The 16246-nt window shown below is 61.1% G+C and carries 19 protein-coding genes; 11 read left to right on the plus strand and 8 right to left on the minus strand.

Translation table 11 applies throughout. From position 1 onward, the window contains the following. Positions 1-616 precede the first annotated feature (616 nt). From PRZ03_RS10955 to PRZ03_RS10965, 3 genes are all read right to left on the minus strand, one after another. On the minus strand, positions 617-1489 hold the full coding sequence (locus PRZ03_RS10955) for a hypothetical protein (RefSeq protein WP_273600334.1): 873 nt from the start codon (positions 1487-1489) through the stop codon (positions 617-619). Positions 1490-1642: 153 nt separating this feature from the next. Further along, complete coding sequence (locus PRZ03_RS10960; protein ID WP_273600335.1) at positions 1643-1843, minus strand: hypothetical protein; 201 nt, start codon at positions 1841-1843, stop codon at positions 1643-1645. Between the two features lie 278 nt (positions 1844-2121). Continuing rightward, positions 2122-2805 carry an EF-hand domain-containing protein gene (locus PRZ03_RS10965; protein ID WP_273600336.1) on the minus strand — a complete coding sequence of 228 codons (684 nt, stop codon included), beginning with the start codon at positions 2803-2805 and terminating at the stop codon, positions 2122-2124. 289 nt (positions 2806-3094) lie between these two features. On the opposite strand from PRZ03_RS10965, the gene PRZ03_RS10970 reads away from it, so the two are divergent. From PRZ03_RS10970 to PRZ03_RS11020, 11 genes are all read left to right on the plus strand, one after another. After that, positions 3095-3529, plus strand: a complete 435-nt coding sequence (locus tag PRZ03_RS10970) for a GFA family protein (RefSeq protein WP_273600337.1) — start codon at positions 3095-3097, stop codon at positions 3527-3529. Continuing rightward, positions 3522-4241, plus strand: coding sequence for a class I SAM-dependent methyltransferase (locus tag PRZ03_RS10975; RefSeq protein WP_273600338.1), 720 nt, complete (start codon positions 3522-3524; stop codon positions 4239-4241). Before PRZ03_RS10970 ends, PRZ03_RS10975 begins: the two co-directional genes overlap by 8 nt. A gap of 59 nt (positions 4242-4300) precedes the next feature. After that, on the plus strand, positions 4301-6460 hold the full coding sequence (locus PRZ03_RS10980) for a prolyl oligopeptidase family serine peptidase (protein ID WP_273600339.1): 2160 nt from the start codon (positions 4301-4303) through the stop codon (positions 6458-6460). Positions 6461-6490: 30 nt separating this feature from the next. Next, positions 6491-7870: a M16 family metallopeptidase gene (locus PRZ03_RS10985; RefSeq protein WP_273600340.1), complete on the plus strand. Its 1380-nt coding sequence runs from the start codon at positions 6491-6493 to the stop codon at positions 7868-7870. 20 nt (positions 7871-7890) lie between these two features. Then, complete coding sequence (locus PRZ03_RS10990) at positions 7891-9309, plus strand: M16 family metallopeptidase (RefSeq protein WP_273600341.1); 1419 nt, start codon at positions 7891-7893, stop codon at positions 9307-9309. Positions 9310-9330: 21 nt separating this feature from the next. Beyond that, positions 9331-9807 carry a TIGR02594 family protein gene (locus PRZ03_RS10995; protein ID WP_273600342.1) on the plus strand — a complete coding sequence of 159 codons (477 nt, stop codon included), beginning with the start codon at positions 9331-9333 and terminating at the stop codon, positions 9805-9807. Further along, a complete protein-coding gene (gene pyrF / locus PRZ03_RS11000; protein ID WP_273600343.1) occupies positions 9804-10499 on the plus strand; it encodes an orotidine-5'-phosphate decarboxylase in 696 nt (231 codons plus the stop codon). The genes PRZ03_RS10995 and pyrF overlap by 4 nt, the downstream gene beginning before the upstream one ends. A gap of 19 nt (positions 10500-10518) precedes the next feature. After that, the gene (locus tag PRZ03_RS11005; RefSeq protein WP_273600344.1) at positions 10519-11037 is read left to right on the plus strand and encodes a cupin domain-containing protein; all 519 of its coding nucleotides are present in this window, start codon (positions 10519-10521) and stop codon (positions 11035-11037) included. Between the two features lies 1 nt (position 11038). After that, the gene (locus tag PRZ03_RS11010) at positions 11039-11572 is read left to right on the plus strand and encodes a GNAT family N-acetyltransferase (RefSeq protein WP_273600345.1); all 534 of its coding nucleotides are present in this window, start codon (positions 11039-11041) and stop codon (positions 11570-11572) included. 16 nt (positions 11573-11588) lie between these two features. Further along, positions 11589-11903: a helix-hairpin-helix domain-containing protein gene (locus tag PRZ03_RS11015; RefSeq protein WP_273600346.1), complete on the plus strand. Its 315-nt coding sequence runs from the start codon at positions 11589-11591 to the stop codon at positions 11901-11903. 75 nt (positions 11904-11978) lie between these two features. Continuing rightward, the gene (locus PRZ03_RS11020; RefSeq protein ID WP_273600347.1) at positions 11979-12542 is read left to right on the plus strand and encodes an NADPH-dependent FMN reductase; all 564 of its coding nucleotides are present in this window, start codon (positions 11979-11981) and stop codon (positions 12540-12542) included. Between the two features lie 118 nt (positions 12543-12660). On the opposite strand, the gene PRZ03_RS11025 is transcribed toward PRZ03_RS11020, so the two are convergent. From PRZ03_RS11025 to PRZ03_RS11045, 5 genes are all read right to left on the minus strand, one after another. Then, entirely contained in the window at positions 12661-13419 is a 759-nt protein-coding gene (locus PRZ03_RS11025) for a spermine/spermidine synthase domain-containing protein (RefSeq protein ID WP_273600348.1), read from the minus strand. A gap of 66 nt (positions 13420-13485) precedes the next feature. After that, entirely contained in the window at positions 13486-14229 is a 744-nt protein-coding gene (locus tag PRZ03_RS11030) for a YoaK family protein (protein WP_263532798.1), read from the minus strand. Positions 14230-14275: 46 nt separating this feature from the next. Beyond that, entirely contained in the window at positions 14276-14956 is a 681-nt protein-coding gene (locus PRZ03_RS11035; RefSeq protein ID WP_273600349.1) for a cation transporter, read from the minus strand. 76 nt (positions 14957-15032) lie between these two features. Continuing rightward, the gene (locus PRZ03_RS11040; RefSeq protein WP_273600350.1) at positions 15033-15653 is read right to left on the minus strand and encodes a hypothetical protein; all 621 of its coding nucleotides are present in this window, start codon (positions 15651-15653) and stop codon (positions 15033-15035) included. A gap of 46 nt (positions 15654-15699) precedes the next feature. Continuing rightward, positions 15700-16170 carry a MerR family transcriptional regulator gene (locus PRZ03_RS11045; protein ID WP_273600351.1) on the minus strand — a complete coding sequence of 157 codons (471 nt, stop codon included), beginning with the start codon at positions 16168-16170 and terminating at the stop codon, positions 15700-15702. Between the last annotated feature and the right edge of the window lie 76 nt (positions 16171-16246).

A 16246-nucleotide genomic window follows, 5' to 3' on the forward strand; every position in this document is an offset into this window, starting at 1 on the left:
TCCGTTGGTTGATGCGGGCGCTGTGGCGCCAATTGCAGGCTGGCGGCCTAAGGCACATTTCTTTGGTCTTGTTCGCCCTATGGGCGGGCTTGATGGTGGGTGCAATGGCGCTGCTGGGCGGCCTGATGGCACACCAGAAGGCTTGGCGACATCAATTCGCACCATAACGGCAAGCCTCACCAGGAACTGCTTCAGTTGCTTGCTTCGGCAAAACGAATTTTGCAGGTCCGACTACCAAGCAGAGATGCTGGTGCTGATCGGCTTCTCTTAAATTGCGCTCTCGCCACGATGCCGGGGTTTCGTCCCGGCGGCCGACCCTCTTCTCTTGTCTCGCCAAGAGAAGAGGGCAAGAGAAGGCGACCCTGCCGCATGGCCCTTCGGGTCCGCTCAGATGCTCAAATTTGCCGGGCCGCGCCCAACTCACTTCGCGCCCTAACGGCCGCTACGCTCAGACAGGGGGCGCGAAGTCAGTTCTTGAAGTCGCTGCGCGACGCCCGCCAAATCCTGCGCTCTTCGCCCATGCAGAAGGGGAACTCCGAAGAACTCGGCTCGCTGCGCGTCGCCTCAAAGAGTGCTGCGCTGCGCGCATGCACATATTAAGTCGATGGCTTGAGGATCAGGACTTGCCATTATTTACGAGACCTGTCCTCGAACCCATTTGGAGGCGCTCGGATATTGAACTAGATATATTCACTGGTGCGATCCGACCGAATCCATAATAAAATATTATTGCTGAAAGGAAGCTAAGTGCTGTTCCTGCCCATACATACCAACCATTCACACCGTGACTAAGCGTCCAAACACCAATTGCAAATAGTAAAAAATAGGCCGTAGTCACAGCATTTTTCATAACCTTTCGACTTGCTAGCAGAATCTCGGCATGGGGCATAAATGGCATATACCGAAGATACTGCATCAGCCGTGATTCAAAGACCGAGTTGGCAGCCCGTTCAATTTTTAAAACCCCCTTAATCTTCCCGTCCACGGAAAACCTCTGACACTCATCTCCATTGTGAACAATTTGGATTACAAAATAGTCATTATGGTCCAAGTACTCGAAAATAATTGGATAGTATTTTTGTTTATTAAATTCTGATGATTCGCCGATTCTAACTGCGTTTGCGACAGAGCTAATTTGAGTTACTTGAATATCAAGAATATCTGTGCCTGATGAGCAAGAAACCCTGACGGGATCGAGTTCGGCCAAATCATTTTTGTCTATGGTCTCCCTCCCGTCATTCCATAAGACTATCTTTGTTACGGTAATCCTGCTCTGCAATTGTTCTTTGTAGTAAAGTTGCAGACCATCCAAGGCTTTGTCGACACCATCGATAAGGGTGCTAGTGGATACCTCATAAAAAGGGAGGCGGTCTTTTTTAGATTTCGCATAAAAAACAATCGCAAGCACCAAACCCAAAGCGCCAATAATGAATCCACCTAGAGTTACCCAAGGATTTGAGGCAAGTGCGTTTATTGTTGATTCGTCCATAACTCTTATATATTCAATAGTTAGCAAAGCAACAGTGTTTTTTCAGGTCTTAAAGAAAAGGCCGGGGTCAGGTCTAAAATCTAAAGGCTCACCAGCCTTTAGACGTTTCTTTTGCCCGAAGCCTAATGGCAAATTCGGGTGCATTGCTTACTTTTATTCTAAGCGGATAACCTGGAATTCGGGAGCCTCAAATTTAATGGCAAGACTCGCCCTAAAAGCATTGACTTGCGAGGTGCTTGCGCGCAGCGCAGCACCAATCAAGGCGATGCACAGCGAGCCGAGTTCTTTGAAGTTCACCCCCTTCTGCATGGGCGAAGAGCGCAGAATTTGCCGGGCGTCGCGCAGCGACTTCAAGAACTGACTTCGCGCCCCTTGTCTGAACGGAGCGTAGCGCAGTGAGTTGGGCGCGGCCCGGCAAATTTGAGCACTGAGCGGACCCGCAGGGCCATGCGGCAGGGTCGCCTTCTCTTGCCCACTTCTCTTGGCGAGACAAGAGAAGTGGGTCGGCCGCCGGGCCGAGACCCGGCATCGTGCGGGAAGACCAAGTCAACCGAAACGGACCGGATCGGCAATAGGCGCTTCACTGCCGTCGATGCCAATGCCCACGCTGGGCTATCCCTAGCCCCTCTTCTTCACTCGACGCTAGCCGCCACTTCTTGATACCGCTGCAGCGCCAGATCGCTCGCAGCCCGAACAGAAGACGCGGCCGTCGCGGTCTTCACACTTTGTGCCGCCTCAGCAACCGCTTGCTTCGGATGCTGAACCTCATAGGCCTGGCGCTCGGGCTCGGTGACCTTGCCGTCTCGGTTGGCATCTTCTTTTTCGTAGTTGGTTGATGCACTGCTCGAGCTGCCGGCCTCGCTCGCACCGCCGGCCTTTGCGCCCCCTCCGCCAGCGCCACCCGCGCCTGGCGGCGGCCCTTGTGGTCGGCCCGCACCTTTGCTTGGGCCAGCAGCAGCGCCTGCGGCTTTATCTCCGTTTGCTTCAGCTGGCCCACCGCCTGCCGGCCCTTGCGCCAGCGCTTGCTTGAACTCGGCCTGGCTCAGTTGGCCATTGCCGTCTGCATCGGCCTTGCCGAGCTCCTGCTCGATGTCTTGCTTGAGCTTTGAAGCAGCAGAAGAATCGGCAGCGTCCGCCTTGCGCGCACCTTCGGGCGAGATCTTCACCAAGTAGGCGGCCGCGTCTGACGCAGTCACGGAACCCTTGCCTTCGCTGTCAATTTGTTTGAACACGTCCTCGGCCTTGGGAGGAAGGCGCGGCGGCGCTGCAGCGCGGGCATTGGCGGAAACGGCAATCGAGCTAATGCTTGCATTCATGACGGTGGTCCTTTGCTATCGAACGTCAAGGAGTTGGTGGCCTGTCTGTCGACTCTTTCGTGCTGAATCGAATCGAAGCCAGCTTCTGAACTTGTTTTCGACCTGACACCTCTTGAACTTGCCCATCTTTACCTTGCACAACACAAAGACCCCGAGGAAACCCGCAATCGGCACTGTTTTGGGGCAAATAGTGACCCGTGCCTTTCGTCATATGAGCTCTTGCTTGCCAGAATGCGGCAGCCCGAACACAGCGCGCTTTTCAGCCATAGCCACTCAATTTCTCGCCCACATGACCGCCACCGAAACCTCAGACTTGCTCGCAAGCTGCTATTGCGGCGCTGTCAGTCTGCATTGCGAGGCAAAGCCAAAAAGCGTCATTCACTACCATTGCCAGCAATGCCGGCGACTCAGCGGCGCGGCGTTCACGACTTGGTTGAGCCTGCCGCGCGAAGCAACGGTTATCTCCGGTGCGACGAATTTGCAGCAATTCGCAGCCAGCGAAAATGGCCTGCGTCATTTTTGCAAGCAGTGCGGCACCCATGTGTTCACCGAGGACAAGCGGCTTCCCGGCATTCTGGGCGTACCGGCCGGCATTCTCTCCACGCCGCTGACCTCCAAGCCTAGCGGCCACTACTTCTTCAGTGACAAAGCCGATTGGTCTTTTTGTCACGACGACTTGCCAAAGTTTGGCGGAGCGTCCGGCTTCGAGCGCATCGATGTCTAACACGCCCTCCCCAGGCAAAGAGTTCAGCCCAAACGACCCGCACCAGTCAGACCGCCAAGGCGACTGGTGGGACGACTTCTATGCGGACCGCTCAAAGAAGACGCCTCCCTTCTTCGGCACAGCGCCGGACGAGAACTTGGCCGAATGGGTCAACAGTGACTCAGCGCTCAAGCGCGGCGCGGCGCTGGATATCGGCTGCGGCAACGGACGCAACGCGGTCTTGTTGGCCAGGGTCGGCTTTGAAGTCCTTGGCGTCGACTATTCCCAAGCAGCCATCACATGGGCGACGCAGCGAGCCAGCGAGGCAGGCGTCAGCGTAGATCTGCGCCACAGCTCGGTCTTTGACTTGAACATTGCGCCCGCAACTTATGAGCTCGTTTACGACTCTGGTTGCTTTCATCACCTCGCACCCCAGCAACGAGAAGCCTATGTCCAGTTGGTCTGGGCGGCCTTGAAGCCGGGCGGCCACTTTGGACTGGTGTGCTTCAGGCCAGAAGGCGGCAGCGGCTTGTCCGACCAGCAGGTGCTTGAGGGCAAGACCTTGGGTGGCGGGCTCGGCTATACCGAGGCCGCGCTCCGAGATCTCTGGGGCCCATCCTTCAGAATTCACAGCTTGCGCCAGATGCGGACTCACGCCCGCGACAGCGGCTTGTTTGGCCAATCCTTTTTGTGGTGCATGCTGGCGCAAAAGCCGGTCAGCGCCACGGCTTAGACAATCAACAAGACAGACTGTCAGACAGATAGTTAGAACTACCCACGAGGACGATGACGATGATGAAGAAGAAGACAGTGGCCCACAAGGCCTTGACACTAGCCGTTTTGACATTTTTGGCGCTGAACCAGGCACAGGCCCAAAGCGCCCCGACCTACCCCGTCACCACCAAGGTCGAGCAAACCGACACCTATCACGGCACCCCGGTCGCCGACCCCTACCGCTGGCTGGAAGACGACAACAGCGAGCAAACCAAGGCCTGGGTCAAGTCGCAAAACCTGGTCACCGACGCCTATCTGGCCGCGATGCCGCAGCGCCTGCCGGTGCGCAAGCTCTATACAGATCTCTACAACTTTGAAAAATTCGGCATCCCCTTCAAGGAAGGCGGCCGCTATTTCTGGACCCGCAACAACGGCCTGCAACAGCAGGCGGTGCTCTACACCGCCAAGTCGCCGAGCGACACGCCCGAAATTGCGCTCGACCCGAATACGCTGAGCAAAGACGGCACCGCAGCATTAGGCGGTTATGCCGCCTCGCGCGACGGCAAGCTCTTGGCCTACGGCGTCGCCGCGGCCGGCTCCGATTGGCAGACCTGGAAGGTGCGTGACCTGACGACAGGTCGTGACCTGGCCGACAAGCTGGACTGGGTGAAGTTCTCGGGTGCGGCTTGGACGCCGGACGGCAAGGGCTTTTTCTACTCGCGCTATGACGAGCCGGCCGAGGGCGCGGCGCTGACCGGCGCCAACTATTTCCAGAAGCTCTATTACCACCGCCTCGGCACGCCGCAATCGGAGGATCAGCTGGTCGCCAGCAATCCAAGCGAGAAGGAATGGGGCTTCGGCGCCGAGGTCTCGGACGACGGCAAGGCCGTGTTCATCACGGTCTGGAAGGGCGGCGAGAAGAACGGCCTGATGCTGCTGCCCCTGGTCAAGGGCAGTTATGCGGGCGGCGAGCCCAAGGCGATCAGCCTGGCTTTTGACGCTCAATATGTGCCGGTGGCCTTGAACGGCAATACCTTGATCGTCAAGACCGACAAGGACGCACCGCGTGGACGCCTGGTCGCCATCGACTTGCAGGCCTCGCGCAAGCAGCCGTGGAAGACCCTGGTGGCCGAGGGCGCGGACGCGATGACGGGCGCCTCGGCGGTGGGCGGCCGCCTGCTCCTGAGCTATCTGCGCGACGCATCGACCGTGGTGCGCATCCATGACATGAAGGGCAAGCTCCAAGGTGAGGTCAAGCTGCCCGGCGTTGGCACCGCAAGCGGCTTTGCCGGCCGCACGTCGGACAAGGAAACCTTCTTCAGCTACACCAGCCTGACGACGCCGACCGAGACCTATCGCTTTGACGTGGCGGCCAACAAGGCGACGCTGTTCAAGCGCCCGCAGACAGCCTTTGAAGCCGAGCAGTTCGAGACGCAGCGCGCCTTTGTCACCAGCAAGGACGGCAGCAAGGTACCCATCTTCATTGCCCACAAAAAGGGCCTGGTGCTGGACGGCAACAACCCGACCCTGCTCTACGGCTACGGCGGCTTCAATGTGCCGATGACGCCGAGTTACGGCATTACGGCCGCGACCTGGATGAAGATGGGCGGCGTCTATGTGCTGGCCGCCATCCGCGGCGGCGGCGAGTACGGCTCGGCCTGGCATGAGGCCGGCACCAAGCTGAAGAAGCAAAACGTGTTCGACGACTTCATCGCCGCCGGCGAATGGCTTGTCGCCAACAAGTACACCAACCCTAGCAAACTGGCCATCAACGGCGGCTCAAACGGCGGCTTGTTGGTCGGCGCGGTGGTCAACCAGCGGCCCGATCTGTTCGGCGCGGCCGTGCCACAGGTCGGCGTGATGGACATGTTGCGCTACCAGAAGTTCACCATCGGCTGGGCCTGGGAGCCGGACTATGGCTCCAGCGATAAGGCCGATGAGTTCAAGGCGCTGCTGGCTTACTCACCGCTGCACACCATCAAGTCCGGCGCAGCTGTTAAGTACCCGGCCGTGCTGGTGACCACCGGCGACCATGACGACCGCGTCGTGCCGGCGCACAGTTTCAAGTACGCGGCGGCGCTGCAGGCGGCGGACACCGGTGCCGCGCCCAAGTTGATCCGGATCGAGACGCAAGCCGGCCACGGCGCCGGCAAGCCGACCTCCAAGATCATCGAGGAGCGCGCAGATATGCTGTCCTTTATCGCCAACACCTTCAAAATGCCCGTCACGCAACCTTGATTGCCAAGGCCAACCCTGAGAGAAAAGCCCATGTATAAAAAGCATTCATTCAGCCTCTTGTTCGCCGGCCTTGCGCTGTCTTTCTCGGCGCAAGCCGCCGACAGCTGGCAGGTGCCGGTGCACAGCAAGCAGCTGCCTAACGGCCTGACCGTGCTGGTCTCGCCCGACCACAGCTCGCCGACCGTCGGCGTCAGCGTGGTCTACAAGGTCGGCATGCGCCTCGAACCCAAGGACCGCACCGGCTTCGCCCATTTGTTCGAGCACCTGATGTTCCAGGGCACGCCGACCGCACCCAAGGGCGTGTTCGACAAAGTCATCACCGGCGGCGGCGGCAATAACAATGGCTCGACCCGCGCCGACTTCACCAACTACATCGAGACCGCGCCGGCCTCGGCGCTGGAGTCCATCCTGTGGCTGGAAGCCGACCGCATGAAGACGCTGGACTTCAATGCCGCGACGCTGAAGAACCAGCAAGATGTGGTGAAGGAAGAGATCCGCGTCAATGTGCAGAACCAGCCCTATGGCGGTTTTATGTGGATAGACATCGGCGGCCTGGCCTTCGAGAAATGGGAAAACAATCACGACGGCTACGGCAGCTTCAAGGACTTGGAGAATGCCAGCCTGGACGATGTGCGCGCCTTCCACCGCGACTATTACGGCCCGAACAACGCGGTGCTGGCGATCTCGGGCGACATCACGCCGGCCAAGGGTTTTGCGCTGGCCCAGCAGTATTTCGGCGCGATTCCAAAGCGCCCCACACCGGCGCCGAGCGACTTCAGCGAAGGCCTGAACACCGCCGAGAAGCGCCTGCAGCAAAGCGACAAGCTGGCGCAGGTGCCGGCAATTGCAGCGGCCTGGAAGATGCCGGAGCGCGGCAGCAAAGACCAGCCCGCCTTCGCGGTGCTGGGCGAGTTGCTGGCCGGCGGCGACGCCTCGCGCTTCTACCAGGGCCTGGTCAAGGGGCGTGAGTTGGCCTTGAATGTCGAGTCGCTTTACGGCCTGACCAGCGTGTGGGAATACGACGGCCCGACCATCTTCACCGTGTTTGCGCTCTACAAGCCGACCACCACGGCCGATGTCTTGCTGGCCGCGATGGACGAAGAAATCGCCAAGGTCGTCAAAAACGGCGTTGATGACGCGACGCTGAAGCGGATCAAGACCCGCTTGCTGGCCGATTGGTACAACGGCCTGGAAAGCTTTTTGAGTCGCGCCGACACCTTGGCCAAGCTGCAAACGCTGTGGGGCGACGCCAATGTCGTCAACCAGATTCCGGGCTGGATTGAGGCCGTCACTTCGGCCGATGTGCAGCGCGTGGCCAAGACCTATCTGACCGTCGCCAACCGCTCGGTGATTGACCGCAAGCCGGTGGCGATGTTGGCCGCTCCTGCTGAAGCCACTGCCAAGCCTTGAACAAGAGGGAGACAAACATCATGAAAAACCAATTTCTTTTGAACAAGATCGTGTTGGCTGCCATGCTGGCCACGCCTTTGATCGCAGTCGCTGCCGAGGCCATCAAGATGCCGGCCGAGCTGCCCAAGTATGGCCAGGACAAAGCGATCCAGGTGCCGCAGATCAGCAAGAAAACGCTGGCCAATGGGCTCGAGGTCTGGGTCTTGCCGCGCCAGGGTCTGCCGCGCGTGGACTATGTGTTGGCCCTGCGCGGCGCCGGCTTCGGCGCCGATGCGGCCGCCACGCCCGGCCAGGCCAAGCTGCTGGCTGGCCTGCTGAACGAAGGCACGGCCCAGCGCGACTCACGCGCCATTGCCGAGGCCGCCCAAGGCATGGGTGGTGGTGTGGCGGCCGCGCCTGCTAACGACGGGCTAACGCTGACCGCCTACGCGCTCACCTCACACGCCGAAGGCATGATGAAGCTGCTGGCCGAAGTGACCCGCAGCCCGTCTTTCCCTGAGGGCGAGGTGGCGCTGGCCAAGGCCAACGCGCTGCAAGCGCTCAAGGTCGCCAGTGCGCAGCCGGGTTTTCGGGCCAGCAAGGCCTTGAACCAGGCGATCTATGGCGAGCACCCCTATGGCCGCAGCCAGGAGACGGCCGAGTCGATTGAAGCCACCACGGCAGAAGTCTTGCGCGCGGAGCATGCGAAACGCTTCCGCCCGGACCGCGCGCTGCTAGTCATCACCGGCCGCATCACGGCAGCCGAGGGCATGAAGCTGGCACAGGCCGCTTTTGGGGACTGGAAGGCGCAAGGACCAGCGCCGGCCGAGATCGCCGCCGCACCGCTGAGCGCCAAGCCACAGCACATCTTGTTGGAGCGCCCTGACAGCGTGCAGTCGACCGTGCGCCTGGGCCGCCCCGGTGCGCCTGCGAATGGTGCCGACCAAGTGCCGCTGCGCCTGACCAGCACCATTCTGGGCAGCGGCTTTTCCAGCCGCATCAACCAGAATCTGCGCGAAGAAAAGGGCTATACCTATGGCGCCAACGCCGGGGCGCGCTCCTACCGCGTTGGCGGCGCCATTTCAGGCGGCGCCGATGTGCGCAATGAGGTGACCGGCGCCTCGCTGCAGGAGTTCGTCAATGAGTACCGCCGCATCGGCACCGAGTTGGTGCCGGCCGAGGAGCTGGCGATGAACAAGCGCTATGTGGCCGGCAGCTATCTGCTGACCACGCAGCTGCAGGGCGCAGTGGCACAGACGCTCGCCAACAACTGGCTGGTCGGATTGCCGGCCGAATTCCTGGGCCAGTTTGTGCCGCTGATTCAAAAAGTTAGCGCCGAGCAGGTACGTGAGATTGGCAAGAAGTACTTCTCGCCCGAGACGCAGTCGCTGGTCGTCGTGGGCGACAAGGCTGTGGCCGAGCAGCTGAAGGGGTTTGGGGAGTTCAAGAGCAGCAAGTAGGTCCGCTGCGCTGCCTGTCCAATGGCTCAACTCAATATGCCAACTCCGCCTTGGCTGCCCATCGCAAGGGCAGAGGCCGGCGTCAGGACGCTGGCGCCGGGAATGAGCCACCCACGCATTGGGCTCTACCACCGCTGCACGACGACGCCTTGGTATGACGACAAGGCCTCGTGGTGCTCATCCTTCGCCAATTGGGTCTTTGCTCAAGTTGGGATCACGGGCACCGGCCAGGCCTTGGCGCGCTCCTGGCTGGCCTGGGGCGAGCCCTTGAGCGAACCCAGGCCGGGCTGTATTGCCGTGCTCTGGCGAGAGTCGCCGGAAAGCTGGAAGGGCCATGTAGGCTTCTACCTGCGGACCGTAGACGAGCGCGTCTACTTATACGGTGGAAACCAACTCGATAGCGTGTGTGAAAACTCATATCCGGTTGAATGCGTGCTGGGCTACCGCTGGCCCAATGCAGCGGTAAAAGCCGGCCCTCAACACCAGGTCTCGCCATGACTGAGCATGTCATCGTCGCCCTCGATTTCGAGTCCAGCTGTGAAGCGCTTGCGCTTGTGACCGAGCTGGGCGCCGCTGCGCGTAGCTACAAGGTCGGTCTGCAATTGCTGACCGAGGCCGGGCCTGAAGTTGTCCGCGAACTTGTCGACAGCGGTAAGCAGGTCTTCCTCGACTTGAAGCTGCACGAGATCCCCAATTCGGTCGCAGGTGCAGTCACTGCGGCGGGGAAGTTAGGTGTCAGCATGGTCAGTGTGCATGCCTCGGCGGGGTCGGCCGTGCTGCGCGCGGCGGTCGAGGCGGCCTTGCCGTTCCCAGGGCTGAGGATTGTGGCCCTGACGGTGATAACCAGTCTCTGCGACAGGGATCTGCCAGAGATTGGTTTAGAACCATCGGTGCAAGCGCAAGTCTTGCGTCTGGCTCACCTGGCCGCCGACTGTGCTTGCCACGGCGTGGTGGCATCGGCTCAAGAGGCTGAAATGCTTCGCGGCGTGCTGCCTTCTGGCATGCTGGTCCTCACGCCGGGCGTGCAGTTAAAGAGTGCATCAAGCTCAAGCGATCAGGCTCGCACGGCAGATCCGCGAGCCGCCGCGCTTGCTGGAGCCACACACATCGTTGTGGGCCGCGCCATCACCAAGGCACTTGATCCACGGCGAGCATTCGCCGAAGCCGTAGCGCAGTTCGCCCATGATTGAGGCTGCACTGCAAGGATTCGTGACGCAGCTTGAGCGGCGCTTCGACTCTCGCGTCGAACTCAGCCTTGCCGACTTGCAATCAGTGGCGGAGGACTTGCTGAAGCTTTGTCGCGGACTCGACTTCGGTCAGCTGGGTTTGCAAGAGGCCGGGCCAGGGCAGGAGTTGCTGCACAAATTGGCTGTTAGTTCCAAGGGCGGGCCGTCAATCTATCTTGTCTCGGATGGTCCAGGCGTGACAAGCCAGCCGCATGAACACAAAACTTGGGCCGTCATTGTTGGAATTCGGGGCTGTGAGATCAACACAAGGTTCCAGCGCGTGGTCAAGGATTCCCGGCAAGTGGTTGCCGTCGATTCGGTCAGCGTTGGCGCTGGGCAGCTTCTATTGATGCGGCCAAGCGAGATTCACGCCACCTCCGTTCTTGGAGAGCAGGCCACCTTTCATCTCCACCTCTATGGCTCGGCGCTGCATGCTTTACCGCCGTTTCAGAGCCGGTGCTTTGAGGCCAGCGCGGCTTCTGATCCAGCCGGCAGGTCCTAGTATGAGAACCCGCAGCACGGCGCTGTGCACGCTGGAGCCCCAAGTCGCGGCGCATGCGATGGAGATGTTCAGCGTGCTGAGCGACGCCGCGATCTATGAGTTCGAGAACGTGCCGCCACCGTCCGTCGAGTGGCTGGCCGAGCGCTACAAAAGGCTAGAGCGGCGCGCTTCCGAGGATGGACAAGAAGCCTGGCTGAATTGGGTGCTGCGCTTGCCCAGCGGGGAATTGGCGGGCTATGTCCAGGCGACGGTGCTGCCCTCTGGCAGTGCCTTGATCGCCTATGAATTGAACAGCCGCTTTTGGCGCCGGGGCATAGGCCGCTGTGCGGTCACCGCCGTCATGGATGAACTGGCGCTGAATTACGGCGTTAGTTTGTTTGCTGCGGTGTTGAAAAGCGCCAACTTCCGGTCCCGGGCGCTGCTTGCCAGCCTCGGATTTGAGCCGGCGAGCCCTGAGCAGGTGATTGAATTCGAGGCCGAGCCCGACGAGTTGCTCATGGTCAATAGCTGCAAGAATCAGCGAAGATTTGATTGAACGGAAGCGGGCCAGCATGAATCCCAGCAAGGTTGAAAGAAGCCGTGTGCTCCGTCTGACCGACCTACCCAATATCGGCAAGGCCGGTGCGGCCGATTTGGAATTGCTCGGTATCCAAGCCCCTGAACAGTTGATGGGTAGATGCCCTTTCGAGATGTATGCGGCGCTGTGCGAAATCACTGGGCAGCTCCATGATCCCTGCGTGATCGACGTGTTCATCTCGGTCACGCGCTTTGTATCCGGCGAAGCAGCAAAGCCCTGGTGGGACTTCACGCAAGAGCGCAAGCACAAGCTGATGCAGCTCGCCAGCCCCGCCAGCCGCTCAATTTAGTTATTAGGTCGAGCGCCTGGCCGGGCTTGATGTTTGAGCGTCTGAGAAGATCTAGGCTGATCAAACAGCGCTGAGTTGAGCCACAAGGTCGAGCGCAATACCGAAGCCATGAAAATCCTCGCCATCTCCGGCAGCCTGCGTGCTGCTTCGATCAATTCGGCTTTTTGCCGTGCGGCCGCGCGCCTCGCCCCGGCGCCTGTGCAGGTCCAGGTGTTCGCCGGTCTTGGAGAACTTGCGCTTTTCAATCCAGACCTTGAACTCTGCCCGCCGCTGAGCGTGCGCGAGTTCCAAGTGGCGGTGGGCCAAGCCAATGCGCTTTTGATCGCCAGCCCGGAATACGCCCATGGCATCTCCGGCGCCATGAAGAATGCCTTGGACTGGCTGGTCAGTGACCAAGGCTTTGTGGGCAAGCCGGTCGCCATCGTCAACACCTCGCCGCGCGCGCATATTGCCCAGGCGGCCTTGGCCGAGATTTTGCGCACCATGTCCGCCCATCTTCTTCAGGAAGCCTCGCAGACCTTGCCCCTGCTGGGCGCCCTTGTCACCGAGGAGGCCATCTGCGCTTCGCCCGAAATCAGCTTGAGAATTCAGGGCATTCTGTTGGCGATGGCCGCAGCGCGGCGCACGGGCGGTGCTTGAACTGCGCTTTGGCACTGGCTCATGGCTCTGCCTACGGCTCGGCCGCTGAACCCGCTAAGGCCCTGTGTTTCAGCTGAGCGAGTCGGCCGACTGAAGAACTGAGCGACTGGCTGACTGACTAAGCCCTCGGGCGGCGCTCCATGTCCCGCGCCACTGCCACAAAGGCCGGCATCAAATCGGCCCTGGTGTCGGCATCCAGATGCTCGGGCCGGCGCGAGCTGGCGGGTTTGAAGCGTTGGGCCAGCGAGCCCTTGCAGGCAAAGACGATGGTGTTGCTGCCGTCGGCATCGGCGACCAGCAAAACTTCGGCGCCAAATGTGCGGCGGATACGCGCCACATGGACGTCAAAGTCGACATGTGCAGCGTGCAGATTGATGACCACCAAGCCATTGGGCTGCAGCGCGTCATAGCAGTCGTCATAAAAGCGCTGCGAACACAGTGCGGGCGGCTGGCCGTCGTAGTCGAAGCCATCAACCAGCAGCATGTCCAGGCGGTAAGGCGGGAAGCGTACGAAGTCGGCGCCGTCGCCGCGCCGCACCTTGAAACGCCCGTCGTCCGGCGGGACGCAGAACTGCTCGCGCAGCGCGATCACATGTGGGTTGATCTCGATCACCTTGATGCGCGTAGCCGGCAGGAAGCGATGGCAGAACTTGGCCATCGAGCCGCCGCCCAAGCCAATCATCGCCAGCATGTCCGGCGCGGGGCTGAACAGCAGGAAGGCGGCCATGGTGCGGGTGTAGTCGAGGTCCAGCGCATGCGGGCGCAGCGTCTGCATCCGGCTTTGGATCTCACAGATCGAGAAATGCAGCGCTTTGGTGTTCAACGTCTCGTAGACAAAGGGTTTCAGGTGCTGGGCAAGGTCGGCTGATTCGGGCATTGGGGTCTTTGGGAGAGGCGAGAGGGCAGGCAAGCAGAAAGATAAGCAGTAGGGCGGCGGGCCAAGTCAGCCGCGTCGCCAGTCCAGCAACAGCGCCGGTGCGGCAATCACGATCAGCAGCAAGGCGAGCGGAATCGTGGCCGAGAAGCCGAAGTGCTTGAAGGCCAGCGCACCCGCGAGCCCGCCGACAAAAAACAGGCTCAGGATCACCAGATGGATCATCAGCTTGTCGTGGTTGGCGCGCACGGTGAGCACGCTATTGCGCTGCTGGGTGCGGTTCCAGTAGATCAGCCGACCGAGTTCCAGCCCCAGATCGGTGATCACGCCGGTCATATGGGTGGTGCGGATTTCGGCATGAGAGATCTTGGTCACGGTTGCGTTTTGCAAGCCCATGATGAAGCAGAGCAAAAGCACGGCGGTAGGAATCAGCAAATGCTCCAGCGAACGCAGATTGGCGCCCACCAAGCCGAACAAGAGCAGCAAGCCGGCCTCCAACAGCAAGGCCAGGGCATATTTGCTGTGCATCTGGCGGCGGTGCGCCCAGTTGATCAGGATGGCGGTGCAGGCAGCACCGGCGATGAAGGACAGCAAGGCCGCAAAACCGGCCAAGGCCAAGGCAAAGCCGCCGGTGGCCAGGTCATCGGCGATGGAGGACACGATGCCGGTCATGTGCGAGGTGTAGCGCTGCACCGCCAAAAACCCGCCCGCATTGATCGCGCCGGCAATGAAGGCCAGCATGCCGCCCAGTTGGCGGTTGGCCAGCAGGGTTCGGTCTTGCCCTGTCAAGCGCTGCAGATATTGAATCGCCATAGGGCACCATCATGCCACTCGCTTCATTTCCTGTTTGCTCAGGCTCTCAATGGCCGTGACCGTCATGCCCCGCATGCTGATGTGCATGGGGGTGATGATGAGGGGAGGGGGCGCGCAACTCGGCCCGCGCCTGCCCCAAGACCTGCCAGCCCGCCCGCAAGGCCAGCGTCGCCATGATGGCCGCCACCAGCAAATCGGGCCAGGCGCTGCCGGTGCCAAAGACGCCCAAGGCGGCCGCCATCACGGCGAGGTTGCCGATCGCGTCATTGCGGGTGCAAAGCCAGACGCTGCGCATATTCGAGTCGCCATCGCGAAAGGCATAGAGCAGCCAGGCCACCCCCAAATTGGCCGCCAGCGCCAGCAACCCGACCATGCCCATGGTGGGGGCGTCGGGTGTCAGGCCGTGGCTGAGGTTCCAGACCGCCTTGGCCAGCACAAAGCCGCCAAAAGCAATCATGCTGACGGCCTTCAGCATGGCCGCACGGGCACGCCAGGCGAGAGCGGCCGATAGCACCGCCAAAGTGACGCCATAGTTCAGCGCATCGGCACCAAAGTCCACCGCATCGGCAATCAGCGCCAGCGAGCCGCTGCTGCCGCCCGCCGCCAACTCGACCACAAACATCGCCGCATTGACGATCAAGGCGATCCACAGCACGCGGCGGTAGCGCGGCAAGTTGGTGATGGCGGACGCGGCCGGCGCGTCATGGTTGCAGCAGTGGGCGGACATGGGTATGGGGCTTTCCAAGTATCAATACGGTTATTGGAAAGCCTGGAGCCACACCAGGGTCAAGCCGAATTTCGCCTCAGCGCCCGGGGATCGATGCCGGCGGGCGAGGCGCCTGGTTCTGCAAGCGCTGATCCTGGCGGCGCTGCGCCTCGCGCTGGGCGCGCTCTTGTTCGCGCATGCTGGAGATGCGATCACCCTCGCCGGGGTCGGCGGCGCTGTGCATATCTTCGGCGCGGCGGCGAGCGTCCTGTGCGCCGCTGGAGCTGCTTTGCGCCGCTTGGGCCTGGCGGCTGATGTCCCAGTCGGCGGCAATGTAGCGGCCCTGGCCTTTGCGACATTGGCGCGCACGCCGAACCTCGTCTTGCATAAAAGCCTTGGCCTCGGGGCTCAGGCTGATTGAACTGGCGCGGGTTTCCATCGCGCTGATTTCAAGCTCGCCGGGGCAGACATTGGCGGGCGGGCGAGCATCCACAAGCGGGCCGGCCGCGGCCCCACTGGCGGCTTGCGCCGGCGGCGGCTTGACGGCCGCGTCCACCACATTGCCCTGCAAGCTGCGCGCCGGCAGCGCCTCGCCCGCAGCCTGGCAAGGGCGATCCGAATATTTGATTTGATCGCCGACCTGGCATTTCCAGACCTCAGCGGCCATGGCATTGCCGCCCATCAGGGCGGCTGCCAACACGAGACTGGCCTTGAACATGGTTTGCACTCCTGCGCGCTTCATCAGCATGGCCTAACGCTTCAAGCTAGCGCTTGGCTGACGCCGGGCCTACTGCCGCACCATCGACATGGCAGGCGCAGGCCTCGCCATGGGCGGCCGCCACCAGCTCTTCCAGGATGCCGCAGCCCTGCGCGCCATGCTGCTCATGGCGGCCGTCGCAGCGGCTCTTCAGCGCCACCAACTGCTGCTCCAGCGCCCGCATGCTGGCCAACCTTGCGCGCACGCGCGCAAGTTGCGCATCGACCAGCGCATCCACCCCGCTCAGCAAGGCCGCATCGCGGCTGTTCAGACTGGCCAGGAGCAAGCCAATATCGACCAGCGACATGTCCAAGGCACGGCCATGGCGAATAAAGGCCAAACGCTCCAAATGAGCGTGCGCGTAATCGCGGTACCCGTTCTCGCTGCGCGCCGGGCCAGGCAGCAGGCCGCTCTTCTCGTAAAAACGAATGGTTTCGATGTCGACGCCGGTGGCGCGGCTCAAGGCTCCGATACGCATGATGACTATGACCTCCGACACGGAGCATAGCCTAATCCATGAAGTAGCTACAGGGAATTGAGCCGCTTTGCCTGCA

This window comes from Roseateles albus (assembly GCF_028595345.1).
GTDB lineage: Bacteria > Pseudomonadota > Gammaproteobacteria > Burkholderiales > Burkholderiaceae_C > Paucibacter_A > Paucibacter_A albus.

Coding starts and splice junctions, on each gene's coding strand:
- PRZ03_RS11015 (WP_273600346.1), top strand. CDS start 11,589: ATGAATCCCAGCAAGGTTGAAAGAAGCCGTGTGCTCCGTCTGACCGAC.
- PRZ03_RS11045 (WP_273600351.1), bottom strand. CDS start 16,170: ATGCGTATCGGAGCCTTGAGCCGCGCCACCGGCGTCGACATCGAAACC.
- pyrF (WP_273600343.1), top strand. CDS start 9,804: ATGACTGAGCATGTCATCGTCGCCCTCGATTTCGAGTCCAGCTGTGAA.
- PRZ03_RS10985 (WP_273600340.1), top strand. CDS start 6,491: ATGTATAAAAAGCATTCATTCAGCCTCTTGTTCGCCGGCCTTGCGCTG.
- PRZ03_RS11025 (WP_273600348.1), bottom strand. CDS start 13,419: ATGCCCGAATCAGCCGACCTTGCCCAGCACCTGAAACCCTTTGTCTAC.
- PRZ03_RS11035 (WP_273600349.1), bottom strand. CDS start 14,956: ATGTCCGCCCACTGCTGCAACCATGACGCGCCGGCCGCGTCCGCCATC.
- PRZ03_RS10990 (WP_273600341.1), top strand. CDS start 7,891: ATGAAAAACCAATTTCTTTTGAACAAGATCGTGTTGGCTGCCATGCTG.
- PRZ03_RS11040 (WP_273600350.1), bottom strand. CDS start 15,653: ATGTTCAAGGCCAGTCTCGTGTTGGCAGCCGCCCTGATGGGCGGCAAT.
- PRZ03_RS10955 (WP_273600334.1), bottom strand. CDS start 1,489: ATGGACGAATCAACAATAAACGCACTTGCCTCAAATCCTTGGGTAACT.
- PRZ03_RS10995 (WP_273600342.1), top strand. CDS start 9,331: ATGGCTCAACTCAATATGCCAACTCCGCCTTGGCTGCCCATCGCAAGG.
- PRZ03_RS10980 (WP_273600339.1), top strand. CDS start 4,301: ATGATGAAGAAGAAGACAGTGGCCCACAAGGCCTTGACACTAGCCGTT.
- PRZ03_RS11010 (WP_273600345.1), top strand. CDS start 11,039: ATGAGAACCCGCAGCACGGCGCTGTGCACGCTGGAGCCCCAAGTCGCG.
- PRZ03_RS10975 (WP_273600338.1), top strand. CDS start 3,522: ATGTCTAACACGCCCTCCCCAGGCAAAGAGTTCAGCCCAAACGACCCG.
- PRZ03_RS11030 (WP_263532798.1), bottom strand. CDS start 14,229: ATGGCGATTCAATATCTGCAGCGCTTGACAGGGCAAGACCGAACCCTG.
- PRZ03_RS10965 (WP_273600336.1), bottom strand. CDS start 2,805: ATGAATGCAAGCATTAGCTCGATTGCCGTTTCCGCCAATGCCCGCGCT.
- PRZ03_RS10970 (WP_273600337.1), top strand. CDS start 3,095: ATGACCGCCACCGAAACCTCAGACTTGCTCGCAAGCTGCTATTGCGGC.